The organism is Paraburkholderia caffeinilytica, assembly GCF_046030355.1.
Taxonomy (GTDB): Bacteria; Pseudomonadota; Gammaproteobacteria; order Burkholderiales; family Burkholderiaceae; genus Paraburkholderia; species Paraburkholderia caffeinilytica_B.
The window spans coordinates 66,719-87,143 of record NZ_JAQQCQ010000015.1 but is presented as its reverse complement, the minus strand read 5'-3'; the positions used below and the strand labels follow the sequence as shown (position 1 = coordinate 87,143).

Genomic DNA, 20,425 nt, shown 5'->3' with positions numbered 1-20,425 from the left:
GTCATATGTAATTGTTAGGTCAAGGTCAGAATCGATACCCGACGCCCGCGAATATCACATCGGTATCGCGGTCATATCGCGTAACTACGCGGTTCCACTCCAGCCTCGCGTCCCAATGGTCCGAGAAGCGATACGCCCCCGCGATAGTGACAAGACCAGAGAATTTTCCGGCGCCCGGTCCGGGCGACTCACTGTTCTCGTTCTCATTGATGGCAAAGTACGCGCCCGCGCCTGCTGCAAGCGTGACCTTGTCATTAAAGAACGCACGCGTTGCCCACAGCTGGCTCGTTATGCCGTCGCGACGGGCCGTCTTGCTGCTCCCTTCATGCAAATAGCCGACCGTAACATCGAGGTACTTCATCAGGCCGCGTCGATATTCGATTGCGCCACCCAGCGCGGCCAGCGAACTCGTCGAGTTGACGATGGTCTTGCCGAGATACACGGCCACTTCGTTGTTGGTGACATTGGTTGTGCGGCTCGACGCCCACTCGCGTGGTCCCGGGCTGTTCGGCGCGTCCAGCTGATAACCGAAGCCGAGCATGACGCTGGTGGCATCAGGGCCACGCTGGACGTGCACGCGATTGAGCTGCAATTGGGTAATCCATCGGCTCGATGCGTAATACGCGGCGCGAACGCTGTACACAACACCCCAGCCGTGCACATCCGAATAACTTCCCCCTTGCTCAGCCGTGGTCGTGTCGAAGTAGCGATATGGGCCAATACCTGCCTGCAATACAAACTTCGGGCTGCCGACGGGAATGCGGGCCCATAGCTGGACCATCTGGCCGTCGCGGTGATGGTCCGGGATGTGCCCTTCGTTCAGCCATGTAAAGCTGGCGGCAAAGTATTGTCCAATCCCCTCCTGATAATTGAACGCCCACGTGTAGGTATTCGTGCTGCCAGCGCGGGAGCCTCCACCGAAGAGTGAAAATTCCTGAGCATGCGCGACGCCGGAAATGAGCGTGAGGCACAGCCCGGCAATGCCAGACGCCACCTTTGATGTCATCCTGTTGTCCGAAGAAGATGTCAAATCTCGCATGTCCGTCGCACCTCCAGAATTTTCTTGCTGCAAATGCCTATTTCCACGCGCTGCCTATCTGCACATAGATGGCGTTCTGACCGGGTCCGTGGGCAACATCGACGCCCATCGCGAGCCCCAACTTCTTCGCCAGCAGATATCGGAAACCGGTTCCGATGCCGAACGCAGTCGGAGCGTCGGAGAAGTCGTGAAGTCGTCCATACGCTTTGCCTACCCCTCCGAATGCGAGAATTGACCATCGCGGCGTAGCGTTCCATCTCACCTCAACCTCGCCGGTAACCTGGTCGCGGTCCTGAAACTTCGCCTGAGACACACCGCGCAATGTCACGTACGGCTGCGCAAAGAACGGAATATTTCCGCCCGAAAATCCAGAATCCACGCGAAACCCGAGCACCCAGGTCGACGACACAGGTACCCATCGGTATGCACGGGCGGAAAGCATGTTGAAGCTCGTGGAACTGCCAAAGCCACCTCGCGCAAAGTCCGCCTCGATTTCAGCATAAGTTCCGCGATTGGGAAAGAAGATGTTGTCACGGGTATCGTAATCGGCGACCACGCCGCCCTTACCGATTCGCTGTTCGGCGGAGAAATCCAGCAGACCGTTGGGGACAATCGGTCCAAACCGTGTGTGGGAGTCGAAGAACGTATAGCGTGGCCCGAGGTACCAGTTACTGTCGGCAATTCTGAAAAGCACCTGCTGGACGAGTGCCAGGCCATCGAGCTGGTACGCGTGCGACTGGCCGAAAACATCGAAGTAAGTGAGATTCAGATTCACCTTGCCAACAGCTCCGAAGTACCGGATGCGGTCGTCGTCCCACGTATGAAAGTGCATCAGGCCATAGCCGTAGCTGTGCGTCCCGGTCGCGAAGCCGCCGATACCAGTGATGTTAGGTGGCGCTTCGGTCTTTACGTTGGACGGGGAGTTCGCATCCTGTTTCGGTGTCGAGAAAAACAGCAGTGCAAGACCCAGGCCGTAGCCGACGGCCGGTTCAGTAATAACGGTTGGCACGGGCAGCGCGCCGTGATTCGAGAGCATATTCCCGAGGTCCAGCGTGCCGGCCTCCTCTCCCGATAACGAGCTCTGCGCATGCGCAGAGGTACACGTGACAGCAATCACGAATAACGTTGCGAGAGTGCTCGTCCGACGACAACATTTGTCGTTCCAAAGGTCACACAGGTGAGGATATTCGAGCACCGAATCCTCTTACTGAAACGTTGCGCTCACCGACAGTTCGACAGCGTTGCCTTTCGGGCGATTGCTCACGTCGAACTCGTTCACCCAGCGCAAAGATGCCGACACGGGCGTCTTGCTGACCTTGCCCGACCATGTCACCACAGGACCGATGCCAATGGAATGACCACCAGCGCCATCTGCGAGCGCAGCGAGCCCCCCACTGTCGCCACCAATCTGCTGAATCCATCCGCCAATGACGCCCGCACCCCAGCCACCGGTAAAGCGTTTGAGGGCCAGCAGGTCAAGCACGCTGACCGGAGCAATCGGCCGTTCGGCACTACAGGCACGGTCAGTACCCAGGGCTCCCGCCTCAGGTCCAGCCAGGCCCAAGAATACGGCGTGTCGTTATTGGGCGTGACAATTTCCCTGTTCTCGGGACCATACGGCTGCGAGTAATTGCGAAACTTGCCGAAGCCACCGACATAAGCCTTTGCGTTGGGGTCGATGGCCTGCTCATACATCGTCTTGTAGTTGAACAGCATCGGATATGCATAGATAAACGCATCCTTCGCGATGCTGCGCGCCTCGTCCGGCGTAGCAATCGCCGAAGCCGCCGGAAGCGTCGCACTGGCTTGTGCACTGGCCAGCGGCAACATCGAGAGAGAAAGCCCTAAGGAGGGCGCGCTGACGCTCAGGAATTTCAAAAGATTCATCGTTCCAGCCTCTCAGGGTGTGCTTTCTTACTTGCCGAAGGTCATGTTCAGACCGGCAAAAATTGTCCATTGCGGAACACCCGCCCCCGAATGCGCGACTGAGTACTGCGGCTCGATGAACGCGTTGTAAATGGTCGAGCCGCTCTTCCACGCCTTGCCAGCGCCCAGACCGACTGGGATGTAATAGCTACCGTGCTGGAGGTCAAACGTCCAGGTACCAGTCGAACGGATGTACCAGCCACCAGGAAAGTTGAAGATGCCGAACGGTTGGGCCGTGAGAGATTGCGTCGTCGGCCGGCTGCTTTGACCAGCAAACGAGTGCTGCCATTGAACAAGCGCTCCGAGCAGATGGGCCTTTGTCGCGCTAACGGCGACGGCTGCTAGACCTGCTTGCCATTTGCCCGTGCCAAGGCTCGGGTCCGTCGCGGTCGGCATCGTGAGCAGCGGCCCCACGCCAATTTGCACATCTGACTGGGAGAGCAGGAAAATGTCGAACAGGTTGATATCACCCAACCCCGTGTTGTATCCGCCGCTTGGGTCCGGTCGGGTGCTAATCGGCACGGTTGCACGGAAAATCTGCGGGACGTCAATGGGGCCGACCGGCCCCATTGGAATGGTCGGCCGAAGCAGCAGGTCATTCGTGTGCGCCCCGCTGGGGCCGAACACGCTCGGGGTAAAGTAGTTCTGAATATTGAATGACGCTGCCAGATTGAGCGGGTTGTTGCTCTTGTTCGCGTCATCAGCCGAGCTTTGCGCGAAAGCATTCCCCATTGATAACCCGAGTAAAACGGCACACGCCGACTGGCGGAAAAGCGCTTTCGATTTATTCAATTTCCGGCCTCCCAATAAATTTTTTCAAGGCGAGCGCCTCCCCAACCGAGCCGGATATGAATTTCCAAACCAGATAAAAACTCAGGACAGACAAACCGCCGCTCGATGTATCAGCGTTTGATTTCCCGGTCGGCGACGACCTGGTACCCGCGTGAGATTTGCGAAATAACGCTGGCACAGTTAAACCTGTCCACAGACCATTGAACTTTGAGCGATCACGGTTCGCCTTTTGAAAATGTCACACCATATCGCGTGACCATCTGTGACGAGAGTCTGCAACCACGTAACCAATTGTTTCAGAATACTAGCAAACCCTCAAACAGACCTAAAGATTATTTTGTAACGCGGCCGAAAGGATGCGCACCGCATCAATCCCTGCAGGCGAGGTTTCATGGAATCAAGGTACCGTTTCCGCCATAGCAGCGCCAGTGCAAAGAAGCGTATCCGCGCGCGTGAAACAGCCCGCAGAGCCGACGGTGCGAGCACGAACGAGTCACCCTGATCGTCGCTTGCCGCGCAGCGGAAGCCGCTACGGGCTACGCCCTTCGCAGCTTCCGCTGCACAATGAGGCTTCACACGAAGGAGGACAAACACCCTCGAAACCCATACACTTATCCACGACCGGTCCTGCTTCAGACCGGTCTCCACCCCGGCTCAAAATTCAGTCGGCGCGGACAGGCGTTTTCTCATTCGTTTGAATACTCCTCATCAGTCGTTCCTCCGTGCACACGCAACCGAAGCAGTACTCCCCGATATTGTCCCGCGCCAAATGAACTGCGAAACAGTCTGCTGATGCTTAAAGAGGGGAAGTTTCGTGTGCTACAGCAATGGTAACAATTCATATCTGCCGGGGTCTGCGCCTGTCATCCCCTCTGAACTATCGTCATCCGGGAATAGCCGTCAAAGTGACATTGATCGTCTCAGGTCGACCCAGGTTGTGTAAAAACGCACGCTGATCGCCTAAACTGAAGTAACGCATTCAGGTCGGGCGGGCACATGAAGCGATTCGTTGACGGCGAAGACCGTAAGCAAGCTGTCTTGCTGCCCGAGTATCTCGACGACTATGTGTCCGACGACAATCCAGTGCGCGTAGTTTGTCGATGAGCTTGATCTTCGTGGTCTCGGCTTTGACGGAACCGCACCTGCAGCAACGGGACGACCCTCCTATCATCCGTGCGTTCTACTTAAGATTTACATCTACTGTTATCTGAATCGGATTCAGTCGAGTCGGCGCTTGGAGCGCGAGACCCAGCGCAACATCGAGCTTATGTGGCTTACAGGCCGCCTCTCGCCAGACTTCAAGACCATCGCCGATTTCCGACGCAACAATGGCAAGGCAATCCGCAATGTTTGCAGTCAGTTCATCGTGCTATGCCGAAATCTGGATCTTTTCTCAAAGTCGATAGTGGCCCATCGACGGTAGCAAGTTCAAAGCCGTCAATAATCGTGATCGGAATTTCACTAGCGGGAAGGTCAAGGCGCGCCTGCAACAAATTGATGAAAGCATCGCGCGATATCTTCCCGCGTCGGAAGCGGCAGACCGTACTCAATCGGATGTAGCTGGGGCGAAGACGAGCCGCATCGGCGACAAGATCAGCAAGCTCAAACAGCAGATGCGAGACCTCAAGGCGATGGAGCAGCGATTGCGCGAGTCGCCCGATGGACAGGTATCGTTGACTGATCCAGACGCGCGCTCAATGGCTACCAGCGGCCGGGGAACGGGAATGGTTGGCTACAACGTTCAGACGGCGGTTGATGATACGCATCATCTGATCGTGGCGCACGAGGTCACCAACGTAGGCAACGACCGTGCTCAGTTGACGAACATGGCTAGGCAGGCGCGAGCGGCTACAGGCATCAAGGAACTGACTGTTGTTGCCGACCGGGGCTACTTCAAAAGCGAGGAAGTCCTGCAATGCCATGAAGCGGGCATTACGACCTTCGTTCCCAAACCGCTGACGTCGGGCAAGAACGCTGAAGGCTACTTCGGCAAGCAGGATTTTATTTACGTTGCCAAAGACGACGAATATCTTTGCCCCGCCCAGCAGCGGCTCAACTGGCGTTTCACGAACATCGAGCATGGCATGACGCTGCATTGCTATTCGAGCTCAGCCTGTTCTACCTGTGCCATCAGAAAACAATGCACATCGGGCAAACAGGCTCGCCGGATAAAGCGTTGGGAACATGAGGCTGTCGTCGAGGAGATGCAGAAACGGCTCGACCAGAAGCCGGACATGATGCGCATACGCCGTCAGACTGTCGAGCACCCGTTCGGTACGCTGAAATTCTGGATGGGCGCGGCGCACTTCCTAATGAAGATACGCGAGCATGTCAGCGCTGAGATGAGCCTTCACGTGCTCGCGTACAACCTCAAGCGCGTCATGGCGATCCTCGGCATCGGAACGGTGATGCAAAAGATGCGCGTCTAAGGCTGGGCTAACACCAGGCCGGCCTCGTCGCCGCGCACTAGAGCGCCTAAGCACCTCGTTCTCTCACATAACACTCAAGAAAACCAGTAACCGTTGGACGGACTCAGAGAGGCCGTCGGCGCGTGTCGGTGATCGTGTGCAATCGTCAATGCGTCAGCGTCGCGTTTTTACACAACCTGGATCCATCGTGGCCTGTCAGTTAGTTGCCTGGAGTGTCAAAGCCTCGTCCAATTGCGGACGCTCATAGTCGCGTGTCCGCAGTATTTGCGCAGACTGATTTGCCGCATCCGGTTTTCCGCGCATATCGCGCACGCTCAATTTCCACGAAAATCGGCTGCGGGCTCGCCAGCGTTTACCTGTCGTTATAGCGCGCGCTACGCGCGCGACTTCCCCGGCATCACCGTGCCAATTAACCGGATCAAGGCTTCATAGTCGACCGGCTTGGTCAGATGATGGTCGAACCCCGCCTCGGCTGACCGGCGGCGATCCGCCGGCAGTCCGTATCCGGTGACGGCTATCAGGACTGCGTTTCGACTGGACTCGGATTCACGCAGCCTTCTCACTACCTCGTAACCGTCCATGCCGGGGAGTCCAATGTCGAGAAGTACGACGTCGGGGCTGAAGGTCGCCGCCGCGCTGAGTCCCGAAACACCATCGAGGCGCGTCTCGACCTGATGACCTTCATCCGCCAGAAGCATTGCCAGCGCCTCACTCGCATCGGCGTTGTCATCAATAATGAGAATCCGGCTGGGGCGCACGGCGACCGGTGCAGCCTGCGGATTGACCTGCTCCCCGGGGATGGGTCTCGTATCGATCGGCAGATCGACGACAAATTCACTGCCGGCCTTGCCGTCGCTGATGGCCCGAACCGAGCCTCCATGCAATTCGACCAGTCGCCGGACCACGGACAGGCCAACACCCAGGCCGTTCTGGCGCTGGCTATCTGACACGGGTCCCTGGACAAACATGTCAAAAAGGCTCCCGAGCATCGTAGACGGGATACCTCTTCCGTTGTCCTTGATGCTGAGCGATAGCCGATGAGCTATTCTGGTCGCCCGCAATTGTATTGACCCGCCAGGCGCGGTGTATTTCGCCGCATTGATCACGATGTTCTCGATGACCTGCGACAGGCGTGTCGGGTCCGCGTTTAGCCATATAGGTTCTTCCGGCAGCGAGACGGACAGCGTATGACGACGCTCATCGACGATCGGTTGGCAAACTTCGATGGCACTCTGGACGATTGTTTTAAGCAGAACGGTTTGTCGATTCAATTCGATACTGCCGCTTGTTATCCGGGTGATATCGAGCAAGTCGTTCACGAGATGCATCATCGCGCGCCCCTGCCTTTGAATGACGCCAGCAGCCCAGTCCTTTTGTGTGACTCCGACCGTTTCCGACGCGAGTAGGTCTCCGGCGGAGACCAACGCCGCAAGCGGATTGCGCAGTTCATGCCCGAGCATTGCCAGAAATTCATTCTTTCTCCGGTCAGCCAGCGCCAGCTGTTCGGCGCGCTCGCGAAGGTGAGCATTACTCGCGCTGCGGTTGACGAGGTCGCGCTCAGTCGATGACACGCCGATGGCGTTGCCCCCGTCGTCCGACAGGACCGACAGCGTAAGCCAGATATCAACCACGCGTCCGTCCTTCGTTACCCTCTGCGTCTCGTAGGAATGCAGTGCCTCATTGTGCTGTGCATGGCGAATGAAATCGAGATGATCTGGCCTCGCACCACGTGGTACCAGTTCGGAGACGGTCATGCCAAGCGCTTCGGCCTCGCTGTAGCCATACATTGCGCTCGCCGCCTTGTTCCAGGTGAGAAAGCGACCTTTGAGGTCGAATACCGTCACCGCGTCATTCGAATCCTGAACCACTGCTGCAAGGCGTCGGGCGCGCTCGTCAGACAGCTTGACGTGAGTAATATCGGTCCACGTCACCACGACGCCTACAGGCGGACCTTCGCGAATCGCAATATACGGCGTGACACGGCGAACATACCATTCCGCGGTCGCGGTTTCGATCTCCTTCTCTGCCTGCTGTTCCACGCCCGCAATTATCCGGTCGACCTCGGCTGGCAACGCGTCGCCGAGCGGGTTTCCGAGGACCTCTACAACCCTGCGTCCAATGTCAGGCGGTGCAAGCCCCAGAATCCTCGCCGCACTGGGAGTAAACCGCCTGATCAGGCCCTGCCTGTCGAGAAGCAGCGTCGCGATTTGCGTGCTGGCAAACAGATTCGTGAGGTCCGCGTTGAGGACCTCCGTCTGATGGACCTTCTGCTCGAGTTGAGAATTGAGGCCATTCAACTGTTCGTTGACTGCTTGCAACTCCTCCTTGGAAGTTTCGAGCTCTTCGTTTGCAGAGCGCAGCTCCTCATTCATCGAAAGGATTTCTTCGTTCGATACCCGTAACTCACTGTTGCTCTCTTCCAGTTCCTCGATCGTACTGCCGAGCTCCACCTGCGTTGTACGAAGCTCGCTCTCGAGATGCCAGAGATCGGAACCCGCACCGGAAGGCACCGTCGATGCAAGCCGGTCGGCCGTTGGCAACCTGGCGAAGATGACAAGCAATGTCTTGCCGGCATGCGTCGTGTCGAATGGTCGCGTCACCGTGATCTTCACCGCCGGTGCACCACCATCAGACACCACCTCGCTGACCGGCGAAGCAGCCTCCTGGGTTGCCCGGCGCAGTACGATCCGTAGCTTGAGGCGCAGGCCTTCGCGCGCCATGTCGAGAATGTTGCCCGTCGGCTCGCCAGTTGGTTGCGTCAGGAATTCGTCCGTCGAGCCGCTCACGTAGAGCACCTGGTGAGCGGAATTGATCAGCACCGATGCAGCGTGGTGCTCTTCGAGCAGCGTGGCGTTGACCAGTTCCGCGTAACCCTTGCTGCGCGCGCCGACGCGACTGGTGGGCGGGAAATCCTCGCGACGGGTCGTTCTTGCGGAAAACCGATAGCCAGCGGATGCCGGCGCCACGATCGGACTGCGCTGGTAAATACGCCAGGCTCTCGACACTTCCTCGAACTGGGTGGAATCGGGATCGGTACTTTCCGACCGTCCCAGGAACAGAAAACGCTTCGGATTGAGCGCGAAGTGGAACAGCTCGAATACCCGCTGCTGGGCCTCCGGCTCAAGGTAAATCAGCAGGTTGCGGCAACTGATCAGATCGACGCGGGAAAACGGCGGATCGGCGATCAGGTTCTGCGGAGTGAACAGAACCGTTTCGCGAAGTTCCTGCCGGATCTGAAATCCGTCGTTGTGAGCCTGAAAGAATCGATTGAGCCGCGTTTTACCGACCGCTGAAGCGACACTGGCTGAATAGATGCCCTGCCTCGCGCGTCCCAGCGCCAAACGGTTCACGTCGGAGGCAAGGATCATGAATGGTCGCGTCTCCCGGCGCTTCTCGATCTCGTCGGTCAGCAGCATGGCCATCGAATAGGCCTCTTCGCCTGTCGCGCATCCCGGCACCCATACGCGAAGGGGCTGCTCGCTGTCTGGCTCTTCCAGAAGGACGGTCAGAACCCGTTCGGCCAACGCGGTCCATGCACCAGGATCGCGAAAGAACTCTGTCACACCGATCATCATGTCCAGGCTAAGCGCCTGAGCCTCCTCGAGCGAGGCTTTCAGGACGTCGTAATACGCGTCCAGGCTGTCAATCCGGTTGACCACCATGCGGCGCGCAATGCGACGCTGAAGCGTGCCCCGTTTGTAGCCCCTGAAGTCCGATCCGGCAGCGGCAAGTGCCCTGAGCGCCGGCTCAAGATCGACCGGATGCGCAGCATCAGCGGTGGCCTGTGGCACCCTGGCCGCGGATCGGCCGATGTAATCGAACAGCGCAGCAGGTATGCTTTCGACCGGGAGCACATAGTCGACCAATCCCGTTGCGACTGCATGACTGGGCATTGCGCTATGCTCGGCCGTTTCGGGCGTTTGCGCCATCACCATACCGCCCTCTGCCTTGATCGCTCTCAGGCCTGCCGAACCGTCCGCGTTTGCGCCAGTGAGCACAATTCCGATAGCGCGATCATGCTGGTCAGCGGCCAGCGACGTGAAGAATGCATCAATCGGCATGGGAATTGCGGGACGATCAACGGCGGCCCGCAGTCTGAACACGTCTTGCTCGATAACAACCGACACGTTCGGCGGGATGACATAGACGTGCCCCGCGCGCAGTGTTACGCCGTCCTCAATGGCTGATACGGGTAATGGCGTCTCCTTGGCCAGCAACCCCGGCAGATGGCTCTCGGCGCCGGGAGCCAGGTGGACCACGATCACGAAGGCAACGTCGCTCGGAATTGCGGAAGCCGCCCTGAAAAACAGGCTCAGCGCATGAAGGCCACCGGCCGACGCGCCAATCGCGACTATTCGCGGAACGATGGCCAGCCCCGGCGCAGTAGAAGTGCTATTGGAATCATTCATGACACACCGCTCAAGACTGCTGGAACGCCAGTGTAGCGCCTATTACGCCGCCACTGATCGGGCTTCTGGAGGGTATTCGCTTCTGTCGCCAGGCGTCGCAAACGGGCGATATGTGCGACGTATCATGCCGGAACCTTCAATATCCGAGGTCGGCGAAGCGATGTAGTGTAGTTTCCTGACGGTCGGCGAGGGAACAGGCAAATGTTGAAGGAAGATCATCGGAACGGGAATCACCTGCTCTCCGTGCTGGACGAAGCGGAGTGGACACGCGTCGCACCGCATCTGGTGCCAGTGGACCTGTCACTGGGGCACGTCATCTACGAGGCCGGCGACCGTCTCGACCATGTCTATTTCCCGGCTACATGCATCGTTTCGTTGCTGTACGTACTGGAGAACGGCGCATCTGCCGAAATTGCCATCGTGGGTAACGAAGGGATCATCGGCATCGCACTCTTCATGGGCGGTGAAACCACATCTAACCGGGCGGTTGTGCAAAGCGCCGGACGCGTATATCGACTGGATGCCGGCGTCCTGAAAGAGGAATTCAATCGCGCGGGTGCGGTGCAACGCCTATTGCTGCGCTATACCCAGGCATTGATCACGCAGATTGCGCAGACCGCCGTGTGCAACCGGCACCACTCAATTGACCAGCAACTTTGTAAATGGCTGCTGCTTAGTATCGACAGACTACCCTCGAATGAATTGACGATGACCCAGGAATTGATCGCCAACCTGCTCGGTGTCCGGCGAGCCGGCGTAACGGAAGCGGCGGTGAAACTGCAGGATGCCGGGCTGATCCGCTACAGCTACGGCCGTATTGAGGTACTGGACCGGCCCGGACTCGAAAAACGCGTGTGCGAGTGCTATCGCGTTGTCAGGAGAGAATGCGAAAGGCTGCTCCCTGATCTGAAGGTGATGTGACAGGTCGAGCTTCCATGGAGCTGGAAGGAACGATCCTCCTTTACAGATCAACTTCGGCGCAACCGCTCCGTTACATCGAGCGTCCATTATCCCAAGACGAAGTACTGCTCATGCCGTGCGACCGGACGTTCGTAAAAGGTAGCGAGGAGCTTGGCCCAGAGCGTGTCAAAACGCATTTTTGGAGCGCTAAAATTCTTCATCCTATAGCAGAGGATGAGCGAGATGAAGCGGTTCGTTCAAGGCGACAGTCGTAATCAGAGCTTTCTCCTCCCCGAAACACTCGACGACTACATAACGGACACCAATCCCGTGCGCGTAGTTGATGTCTTCGTCGATGAGCTTGATCTTCATAAGCTCGGGTTTGAAGGCGTCGAACCAGCGTTGACTGGTCGGCCGTCGTATCACCCCGAGGTGATGCTCAAGATCTATATCTACGGTTACCTGAACCGTATTCAGTCGAGCGGCCGCCTTGAACGCGAGGCCCAGCGCAACGTCGAACTGATGTGGCTTACGGGCCGTCTGGCACCGGACTTCAAGACCATTGCGCGGTTCTGTAAAGACAACGGCAAAGCGATCAGTAGCGTCTGCCGTCAGTTCGTCGTGCTGTGCCAGCGTCTGGACCTCTTCGCCGAAGCGATCGTTGCGATTGACGGTAGCAAGTTCAAGGCGGTGAACCACCGCGACCGTAACTTCACGAGCGCGAAGCTTGAACGACGCATGCGCGACATCGAGTCAAGTATCGCCCGCCATCTTGATGCGATGGACACAGCGGATCGTCAGGAGCCTGCAATCGCGAAGGTCAGGACGGAGCGACTGCAAGACAAAGTTGCGGCCTTGAAGGAGCAGATGCGAGGCCTCAAGGAGATTGAGGTCCAACTCAACGCAGCACCCGACAAACAGGTATCGCTCACGGATCCAGATGCTCGTTCGATGAAGACACGAGGAACTGGGGTTGTCGGGTACAACGTGCAGACTGCGGTTGACACAAAGCACCACCTGATCGTCGCGCACATCGTTACCAATGATTGTCCGCGCCGACCAACGAGAATCGTTGTGTTCTCTATGCGATCGTCTATATTGAATAAAAAGTAACGCAAGGACAGCGCGCACCGAATCACGCTCTTCATCGGCAGTCAGCCGCATATCTCCACAGTCCATCGAATGAGGAGTGAGGTAGTGGAAATTCTGAAATGTGCCGTTACCGTAGGCGCCCTGCTAGGCCTTGTGAAATGTATCCAGTTATTCAGCGGCCACTGCCGTCGCCGTTTTGGACATCGTTTTTTCAGGCTTCGCGCATTCTGGCTGGCGGCACTCTCCATCAACCTCATGTGGTTGGGATTCTATTGCTATGCAAGTGACGTACGCGATCATACTTCCCTTAATGATGGACTCGTCCTCGTCGTTTTAAGCGTCGTCCCCATCGTCTGGATGGCCTATGAAAACATTCGTGAAACGGATCTTGTCCACGGACTAGCCGGTTCGGCATTTCAGTTGGCGCTGTTCTTCCCTGTGGCACTCTACAGCCTCCCGCTTCTGCTGATTGCTTTGGTCTTTCTACTTTTCGCATCCTTCAAGGCCGGGCCGGCGTGGTTTGTCGATCCCTAAGTGATTAGCCTTGCGCACCGACGCCCTATGCCGCGCCGGCTTGCTCTGCCCGCGAAACAGCTTGGAACAATTCCACCGGATCATCTGATCCGATTCCAACTGTAGAGGATCAGCTCCCTGCGCGAAGTGGTGCGGCCCGCGCCTCCGACCGTGTACCGGATGCCCATCATCATCTCCGCCGGTCAGCGCTCCACATCGGGCCCGACATCTTTCGACCTACCATCGCTTTCCCGCTCCACGCGCTCCAGCCGGTCTGGTCCGGCATCCCGTTCTCGTTTCGCCGCAAGCCTATCCCTTTGTACCGGCATGGCGCCAACGAAATAGGCCATTTCAATTGCCAGTTCACGATCCTCGCGCGCGCTCGATCTCGCCATCGCGTAGGCCGCCTCGCGCCATGCGGCAAACACCCCGCCGCATGCAACCCAACCTGCCGCGCGCTGCGCATCCGTGGGGACGGCCCGCCAGAGACTCGGCACCTCACCACGCTCAATCAGATGCACGACTGCTGGTTTGGGATACCGTTGTGTGACGCCGCGGGTTCGCCGAGAGGTGGCATTCGCGTCAACGCCACGCGCTCGAAGCTGCTCTGCAAAGTACTCACGCCACCGCTGAAGATCCTTGTGACGTGGATTCAACCGACGGCCGTCCGGTCCCCGCACCTGCACACTTAAATGCACATGCGGATGGGCCTCATCATCGTGCGCAGCAAAGATATACGCGCGTCCATCGCCAAACTCGAGCGCCGCAAAATCACGCGCCGCATCGCGCACGGCCTGCCGGTTCGTTCCCGGCGGCATCGACAGAAGGATATTGAATACTTCGCGGCGAGTGCTGGTGTCTGGTATCCCCCATCCGCCGAGCTGCCAGGTTTTCGTGAGGTCACGCAGCGCATCGACGCCGGAAATTCTGTCGCCGTTCTGATCTTCCAGATCGACCCGGCCATTACGCGAAATGTAACGAAGATGTCGACGTACAGCTCCTATTCCCTGCGCACTAGACGCCTTGTTGGTGATCTTGACCATCACCTCCGGGGTACGCTTCAGCGTTCGGGCCAATTGGTCGCGCATGCGCGCTGCCTCGTCCTGAATGCCCGCTCGTGAAAGCCGAGATGCCCCTGAATGCCTGAACGGCTCGTGAAATAACCGATCCCCCCAGTTCAGGAGCATCGCGTCGACGTAGATTTTTGGATACGGCATGCTACCGGCTCCATCGGTCGAGATTAGCGCGAATCACACCCGTGACAGCACGCAGATGCGCGTCAATCTGATCCCGGATGCCTCCAAAATCAGCCAGCTCCTGGCACGTGAGCCCAGCGCCACCACCGCGCGCAAGCTGCCCCAACGACCGGCTGATGACAGCAAGCTGCTGGTTCGACGCCGACAGCAAAAGCAGTTCCCGCGCTCCCAACTGCGGCTCCCGTGTCAGTTGCGCGCGGATCAGCGCCACGATCCACCGATTGCTGTGCAGGCCCGACGCTGCCGCGCGCTGCTCCACCACCATCTTCTCTGCGACGGTCAACCGGATTTCGATACGACTGCGCGACTCTCCGACTATCGGCTGGGTCAGTCCAGATTCGTTCGCAACAGGTCGATCGCCGGCCTCTGCGTTGACTGCGGCAGCAATCAACTGCCGCACGCCCTCGCCGGCCGTTACACCACGGCGCGCGCACCAGGCATCCCAACGCGGCCTGACCGCGCCCAGCTCGACGCACAGGCGCTCACGGAATCTCACGGCTCACCCTAGCGTGCCGGCATTGACGGCTCGGCCGGCGCCCGTTCGACTTCGGGAGCGAGCGCACGCTCAGCAGACGCGCGCATCCGACGATCACGGCCCGAAGGCGCCTTCGCATCAAAGACCTTCGGCGGCGGCACCGGGATATCCTCCTTCCCGAATGCGTCCAGCATGCGTGCGGCGTGCTGCTGCACACGGGAAATGGAACGTTCGCTAAAACCCTGTTCCCGCATCGCAGCGGTCAGGACAGCTAGGTGTAGCACGCGCTGGTCATCCCCCCGCTGCGCACCACGACGACGCTGCGGTACAGGCTCTGCGGCGAGCTGTACACGCTGGTCGGCATGAGGTTGAGCCGCATCGCCCGATAGTGTTTCGGCTCGCGACGTAGCCTGAGAAGCCGCCCGTCCACGCTGCACGACACCCACCTGCCACGTGTTCCGGTGCACGTCTTTCTCTTCCTCGCCCACGACGACACCATCGCCATCCAGAATCGGCACCTGGACGGTCACGAGTCGCTTGCCGAGGTTTTCGAGCGTCACCTGCTGCCCGATGGCGGCCAGCGAATCAAGAACAGCACGCTCGAGATCCACGCCCCACACCACATGATCGACGCCCGCCTCGTCGCGGAACACCACGTAGTACGAGTCGCTGCGCGCGGGGTTGTGCTGATACGGCGCGCCTCCATGCTCGCGCAGTTCGCCGACGTACCGCCGTGGCGCGTCCGGTTCGTCAGTCGCAGTATCCCGGCTTTCCGGAACAGGCGGCGGGACTGGGCTACCCTTCCGCACGGATCCAACAGGAGATGCGCCATCCGAAGCGGCGCGCACACGCGCCTGCGGCGATGGTGACGCTGCATAACGTCCATCTGTGCTCCCTCTCGAGCCGACGACAGCTGTTGGCTCTACCTTCAGACCGGCGTCAATGCGATTGTTCAGCCGCGCCTGCCGGGCGTCGGCGAGGCGCGCCAGATCCGCAGCCTTTGGCTCGTAGCCGCTCACCTCGATCCCGAGAAGCGTGCCCTGCAGCCACACCTCGCTACGGAACGCCTCGTGTCCCGAAACGCGGATGCGTTGCCACGATTTGGCATGCGCCATATCGACCATCGACTCCACCACGTCCGGCCGGTTGTGCTCGGTGACGAGGTACGGCCCCAGATCCACGAAAGCGAGCTGAAACGGTGCCTCCTTCAGGAAATACTGGTTGCCCGTGCGCAGATACCGTTTGCGAACACGCTCCGGTGGCTGGTCGAGTGGCACGCGGCCCGTACCGGTATGCCGTAGCGGCACATCAGCAACTGCTCGTACTCCAGCTTGCCGCGATGCCCCAGCATCGTCGCGAATCGCCTGATCGCGTAGGCTCGTCCGCGCCGCATCGAACTCTCGGCGACGCCGCGCCGACACCGCTTTCATTGCGGCCGAATTCAGCGCGTCATCCCTGTCATTACCGCCTGTCGGAGCATCTGCGCTACGCACGCCCGGCACGTCCTGCTCGATCACATTAATGACCGGATCGGAATCCAGGGCCGAAGATGTCTGTGCCATGATGCAACCTCGTACAGTTCAGGGAAGGTTTTGCGAATAGGCGCCGCAACCGTGAAACGCTACCGATCGGGGTCTGCCGCCGGTTCTGGCGACGATGTGTGGTCCTTCGACTTCTCCAGTGCGGCGGCGCGTGCCTCTCTAATCCGTGCCCACGATCTCGCCTGCAGTTGATCGAGCATGGCCTCGAGATTCGGACTGAAATTCAGTTCACGTGCGGACTTCTTCAGCGAACCGACCGTCCGTTCCAGCAGATCGCGCGCGCGATCCCACGGATAGACCTTCGGTCGATCGCCGTCATACCCGACCTGCAGCTCGGAGCCGTTCAACCGTGCGTTCCCGTCCATCCATTTCAGACGCTCGGAGATGAACTCCATCTGGTCCTTCCGGTGGAACACGACGCTGCGGGTCGCGACCTCCTGGATCAGGTAGTGCTCGGTGTTGAACACTTCACCGCGGTACGGCCCGCCGTTCTCGCGCGGTGTTCCCATCCTGAGCGGTATGCCGAACCGTTGCCCGGCCAGTGCTTTCATCTCACTTGGAACGTCACCCAATCCAAACAATGGCTCGCCGACCGGCGCACCCGTCGGCGCAAACCGTGGCGGATCGGCAGCCGGGGAAGGCTTCGCAGCAGAGACGGCGTCCAGAATTTCAGCGGCCGGGGGAGCGGCCGGCGCAGTCGACCCATTCGGCGCAGCTGATTCCGGAACCGTCTCTTTCGACACACTGCCATTTGACGACCGATGACGCTGACTGCCTTCGGCGTCGCCCAGCAGGTTCTCTTTAGAGCGACCCATTTCTCCCTCCTCATTCCGTTCATCCATCTCGCCCACTTGCACGTCGGACACGAAGTCCGTATCCCGCAATCTGTTCGCTCTCCCAATGGACTGAAAGGCCACTTCACGCAGATGGTCGCCCACGGCATCGAAACCCGACAGAATCGCCATGTCGCTGAAATCGTTCGGCGCCTTGCCGTTGATACACGTGTCTTTGGCAAAGACCGGCCAGGCCAGATGCGCCATTGCGCCTTCTGCCGCCCTCCGGGCATCCGCGTCACCCCGCCCCAATTCGCCAAGCACTATCAGATCGCTATCGGGAAACCGCTCGCGCAAGGAGGCGGCCACCTGGCCCAGATTCCCACTCGAAAGTGCCGCTACTGCAAACCAGCCCGTCGCACGGTATGTGGATAGAGCCGTCGCCATGCCCTCACCGATCAGGATCGGTGCGGATGCCTCGCCCGGTGTCGGCGCCGATCCAGTCGTCCAGTACCCACCCTTCTTCACTCCCCCTGCCAGTGATGATTTTCGGCCGTGCTCGTCGATCAGCTCTAGCGTGGAGATCGCATCGATCCACACCGGCACAATCAGGACGCGCCCAACCAGCGGATCTTCTTCGCTCATTGGCGCGTATCCAAGGAGGGAGCGCAGCTCCTGTGCATCCAGTTCACGCAAGGTCTCGACCGGATCGAGGCGCTTGCGCGTCAGGTAAGGATGCTGCGGCCCAACTGGACGCGACCACTGCCAAAGTGCGGCCGCCTCGCGGGCCACCGCGACATGACGGGCCTGCCTCCGTTCTTCCTCGCGCGTGCGGAGCTCGAGCAGCTCACGGGAAGGCACATAGGCAGTTGCCACCCGATCCGGATAGTGCGAACGCTTCAGATCGAAACCGTGCTGGCGTGCGAGCCAGAACAACGAGGCAAGGGTCTTGCCGCCCGACGCATCGGCTGAGCGCCACGTGGTGCGGGCCGCGCGTTCGTTATAGTTACCCGCGGTGCGGCTCCACTCATCCCAGATCTCGAAGCCCTCGTCGCCGAATCCCTGCTTGAGCGCGAACGCCATGTCCACCCACGTCCCGTAATCGTCCGCAGGAATCACCGACAGCGCTGCGCGTGCGCGTGCAACCTCATCTACATGTGGTGCGTTCATTGAGCGCCTCCCTGAATCGGCACGACATTCGAGGGCACGCGCCGTGCAGATGTGCGGCGGGGTCGCGATGGTTCAACTGGGGCGAGCTCCGCCACGTCGAGATCGGCAACCGACAGGCGGCGCGCCGCCTTCCGAACCCTTTCGTTCGGTACCCCAAGCAGCATGAAATGCCGCTCCACATACGCCACGGTATCGTCTTCACTGATGTCAGCGAGACTCGGCGGGAGATCGCGGGGATCCCATGCCTGCAACACTTCCAGATACTCGGCGACTGGATTGATGAGCCCGGTGCCCTCCGGATTGATTTCGTCTGTTCGCAGCTCGCGCAGCCGTCGTTCGACCACGACGCTGAAGTGCGCCAGATTCATGGCTGGCACCGAGGGTGCCGCTATCACGCGCGAGACAAACTCGGGATCGCTCCAGTAGCAGATCTTGTCGGCCAAGATCGGCTTGGTGTTTTCGAGCACGATGATTTCCTTGTCCCGGCCAAGCTCCTTCAGTTCCTGCGGTAGCAGAAGCGGTCGGCGCTGCTCGGAAGTGCTTTCGCTCGATCCGCCTCGACCACCGAAGATCGCGTTCGAACGGCTGACGCTGCGTGACTGGTCGGTAAACGTGCCGAGCATCTCGGAATAGTCGTTCGCATCCTTCTGCTCACGCGGCGCGTAGAGAATCTGCATCGCGTGGTTGGTGACGAAGGTGCGTGCATCGGCCCGGCCGTAGACAGATTCGAGTTGCGCTACCGACTGGACGATGGACAGTAAACGCAAGTTGTAGCCCGCCATGTAGGCAACCGCCCGCGCGATGATGTGGATTTTCCCGATCGCCGTCATTTCGTCGAGTAGGACCAGACACTGGAATTTCAGAGTGGAATCAGCCTCGGGCAATTGCCTCGTATTGAGATTGACGAGCTGCGAGAATACAAGATTCACGAGTAGCGCCGCCTCAGACAGATGGTCGGGAGTGATGCCGATATAGATCGACATCCGGCGGCGGCGCACGTCACGCAGATCGAAGTCGTTGGCGCTTGTTGCAGCATCGACGATGGGGTTGGCCCAGATCGTCAGCGGCGCGTTGAAGGTCGCGAGAATGCTCGCTAGCACCTTGTCGTCGTTCGACAGAAAGCGGTTTACTGCATCGACACACGATCCTGTCAGCAGATTGCGATGCTGGACGAGTGCCCGCTGAAGGTAAGCCTTCACCGGCATGCCATTGCCCGATGATTGCCGCAGCACCTCGCCCATCGTCACCGGATAGTCGGGAATTGACGGTCCGTTGCCGCTTCGGCGAGCATCACGCCATTCGCACAACAGCAACACGATGCCAAGAAATAGGTTCCGCGCCTGATCCTTCCAGAAATCGTCGTGCCCACCCGGCGGATAGAGGGCGTAACCAATCGCTAGAATGTCACCCACGCGGAAAAGTCCATCCGAGATCGCCGACAGCGGGTTGTACCGATGCGTACGGCCGTCCTCCGCGAACGGGTTGAACAGATAGACATCCTGCCCGTATGCGTGCCTGAAACCCGCGGTGATGGCATAGTTTTCCTGCTTCACGTCGAGTACTACTACCGAATCGGAGAAACTGAGCAGGTTCGGGATCACAACGCCAACGCCCTTGCCTGACCGCGCGGGCGCCGCCAGTAGCACGAACTGCTGGCCGGGGAAGCGCAGATAACGCCCGCGCCACACGCCAACGACAATGGCAGGAGTCGATTCCATGCGTGCGAGCGTGCTCATAGCAACCCTGCCTCGCGGATTTCCGCGTCGCTGGCAAACCGCGCGCTGCCGTAAAGACGTCGTCGCCCGGACCGTTCCCAGATGGCATGCAAGGCGAAAGCCGGGCCACCGAAGGCGAGGAGCACACCAAAGAGTGCAGCGCCGGCGAGCCGCCTGCCAGCGACGAGCATCTGACCGTTTTGCCAGGCGAGAGCTGCGTCGAGCCATCCCCACAGACCGGCATGCAAGGGATTGATCCGCAGACTCGCGTACAGGAAAAACGACGCCAACCACAGCGAGGTCACCAAGCCTCCGAGCAGGACTGCCAGCACGGTTACCGTGACGCCAGCCATCTGCGCTTGATGGGAGACAATAGGAGATAGCTTCATCATGAC

The 20,425-nt window shown here is 59.3% G+C and carries 14 protein-coding genes and 2 pseudogenes; 4 read left to right on the top strand and 12 right to left on the bottom strand.

All coding sequences use genetic code 11. The features are described 5' to 3' along the window. Positions 1-25: 25 nt before the first annotated feature. From PQQ95_RS22255 to PQQ95_RS22235, 5 genes are all read right to left on the bottom strand, one after another. Entirely contained in the window at positions 26-1,006 is a 981-nt protein-coding gene (locus tag PQQ95_RS22255; protein WP_408440967.1) for an outer membrane protein, read from the bottom strand. A gap of 70 nt (positions 1,007-1,076) precedes the next feature. Beyond that, positions 1,077-2,075 carry a BamA/TamA family outer membrane protein gene (locus tag PQQ95_RS22250; RefSeq protein ID WP_408440695.1) on the bottom strand — a complete coding sequence of 333 codons (999 nt, stop codon included), beginning with the start codon at positions 2,073-2,075 and terminating at the stop codon, positions 1,077-1,079. A 168-nt stretch (positions 2,076-2,243) separates the two neighbouring features. Continuing rightward, positions 2,244-2,468, bottom strand: coding sequence for a transporter (locus tag PQQ95_RS22245; protein ID WP_408440965.1), 225 nt, complete (start codon positions 2,466-2,468; stop codon positions 2,244-2,246). Continuing rightward, positions 2,369-2,926 carry a DUF1254 domain-containing protein gene (locus PQQ95_RS22240; protein WP_408440692.1) on the bottom strand — a complete coding sequence of 186 codons (558 nt, stop codon included), beginning with the start codon at positions 2,924-2,926 and terminating at the stop codon, positions 2,369-2,371. Before PQQ95_RS22240 ends, PQQ95_RS22245 begins: the two co-directional genes overlap by 100 nt. 27 nt (positions 2,927-2,953) lie before the next feature. After that, entirely contained in the window at positions 2,954-3,757 is an 804-nt protein-coding gene (locus PQQ95_RS22235) for a hypothetical protein (RefSeq protein ID WP_408440690.1), read from the bottom strand. Between the two features lie 996 nt (positions 3,758-4,753). Here PQQ95_RS22235 and PQQ95_RS22230 point away from each other — a divergent pair. Then, positions 4,754-6,186, top strand: a pseudogene (locus tag PQQ95_RS22230) (IS1182 family transposase). Between the two features lie 374 nt (positions 6,187-6,560). Here PQQ95_RS22230 and PQQ95_RS22225 read toward each other — a convergent pair. Then, entirely contained in the window at positions 6,561-10,595 is a 4,035-nt protein-coding gene (locus PQQ95_RS22225; protein WP_408440687.1) for a chemotaxis protein CheB, read from the bottom strand. Positions 10,596-10,796: 201 nt separating this feature from the next. Between PQQ95_RS22225 and PQQ95_RS22220 the strand changes: the two genes are divergently transcribed. The 3 genes and pseudogenes from PQQ95_RS22220 (at position 10,797) to PQQ95_RS22210 (ending at position 13,121) form a co-directional block, all read left to right on the top strand. After that, positions 10,797-11,516 carry a Crp/Fnr family transcriptional regulator gene (locus PQQ95_RS22220; RefSeq protein ID WP_408440684.1) on the top strand — a complete coding sequence of 240 codons (720 nt, stop codon included), beginning with the start codon at positions 10,797-10,799 and terminating at the stop codon, positions 11,514-11,516. A gap of 222 nt (positions 11,517-11,738) precedes the next feature. Next, positions 11,739-12,539, top strand: a pseudogene (locus tag PQQ95_RS22215) (transposase); the annotation flags it as partial. Positions 12,540-12,692: 153 nt separating this feature from the next. After that, on the top strand, positions 12,693-13,121 hold the full coding sequence (locus PQQ95_RS22210) for a hypothetical protein (RefSeq protein WP_408440571.1): 429 nt from the start codon (positions 12,693-12,695) through the stop codon (positions 13,119-13,121). A gap of 182 nt (positions 13,122-13,303) precedes the next feature. On the opposite strand, the gene PQQ95_RS22205 is transcribed toward PQQ95_RS22210, so the two are convergent. Genes PQQ95_RS22205 through PQQ95_RS22180 form a run of 6 tightly spaced genes read right to left on the bottom strand, consistent with a single transcriptional unit; the run spans position 13,304 to position 20,422 of the window. Further along, positions 13,304-14,317, bottom strand: a complete 1,014-nt coding sequence (locus PQQ95_RS22205; RefSeq protein ID WP_408440680.1) for a relaxase/mobilization nuclease domain-containing protein — start codon at positions 14,315-14,317, stop codon at positions 13,304-13,306. A 1-nt stretch (position 14,318) separates the two neighbouring features. After that, positions 14,319-14,852: a plasmid stabilization protein gene (locus PQQ95_RS22200; protein ID WP_408440565.1), complete on the bottom strand. Its 534-nt coding sequence runs from the start codon at positions 14,850-14,852 to the stop codon at positions 14,319-14,321. A gap of 8 nt (positions 14,853-14,860) precedes the next feature. Beyond that, a complete protein-coding gene (locus PQQ95_RS22195; RefSeq protein WP_408440562.1) occupies positions 14,861-16,393 on the bottom strand; it encodes an LPD7 domain-containing protein in 1,533 nt (510 codons plus the stop codon). A 59-nt stretch (positions 16,394-16,452) separates the two neighbouring features. Further along, positions 16,453-18,315, bottom strand: coding sequence for a PriCT-2 domain-containing protein (locus tag PQQ95_RS22190; protein ID WP_408440676.1), 1,863 nt, complete (start codon positions 18,313-18,315; stop codon positions 16,453-16,455). Next, a complete protein-coding gene (locus PQQ95_RS22185; protein ID WP_408440673.1) occupies positions 18,312-20,051 on the bottom strand; it encodes a type IV secretory system conjugative DNA transfer family protein in 1,740 nt (579 codons plus the stop codon). The genes PQQ95_RS22190 and PQQ95_RS22185 overlap by 4 nt, the downstream gene beginning before the upstream one ends. After that, positions 20,048-20,422 carry a hypothetical protein gene (locus PQQ95_RS22180; protein ID WP_408363542.1) on the bottom strand — a complete coding sequence of 125 codons (375 nt, stop codon included), beginning with the start codon at positions 20,420-20,422 and terminating at the stop codon, positions 20,048-20,050. The genes PQQ95_RS22185 and PQQ95_RS22180 overlap by 4 nt, the downstream gene beginning before the upstream one ends. Positions 20,423-20,425: the final 3 nt, after the last annotated feature.

Excerpts from the sequence above, each read along its gene's own strand:
- PQQ95_RS22240 (WP_408440692.1), bottom strand. The coding sequence starts at position 2,926 with ATGAATCTTTTGAAATTCCTGAGCGTCAGCGCGCCCTCCTTAGGGCTT.
- PQQ95_RS22185 (WP_408440673.1), bottom strand. The coding sequence starts at position 20,051 with ATGAGCACGCTCGCACGCATGGAATCGACTCCTGCCATTGTCGTTGGC.
- PQQ95_RS22190 (WP_408440676.1), bottom strand. The coding sequence starts at position 18,315 with ATGAACGCACCACATGTAGATGAGGTTGCACGCGCACGCGCAGCGCTG.
- PQQ95_RS22250 (WP_408440695.1), bottom strand. The coding sequence starts at position 2,075 with ATGCTCTCGAATCACGGCGCGCTGCCCGTGCCAACCGTTATTACTGAA.
- PQQ95_RS22255 (WP_408440967.1), bottom strand. The coding sequence starts at position 1,006 with ATGACATCAAAGGTGGCGTCTGGCATTGCCGGGCTGTGCCTCACGCTC.
- PQQ95_RS22205 (WP_408440680.1), bottom strand. The coding sequence starts at position 14,317 with ATGCCGTATCCAAAAATCTACGTCGACGCGATGCTCCTGAACTGGGGG.
- PQQ95_RS22180 (WP_408363542.1), bottom strand. The coding sequence starts at position 20,422 with ATGATGAAGCTATCTCCTATTGTCTCCCATCAAGCGCAGATGGCTGGC.
- PQQ95_RS22195 (WP_408440562.1), bottom strand. The coding sequence starts at position 16,393 with ATGGCACAGACATCTTCGGCCCTGGATTCCGATCCGGTCATTAATGTG.
- PQQ95_RS22220 (WP_408440684.1), top strand. The coding sequence starts at position 10,797 with ATGTTGAAGGAAGATCATCGGAACGGGAATCACCTGCTCTCCGTGCTG.
- PQQ95_RS22225 (WP_408440687.1), bottom strand. The coding sequence starts at position 10,595 with ATGAATGATTCCAATAGCACTTCTACTGCGCCGGGGCTGGCCATCGTT.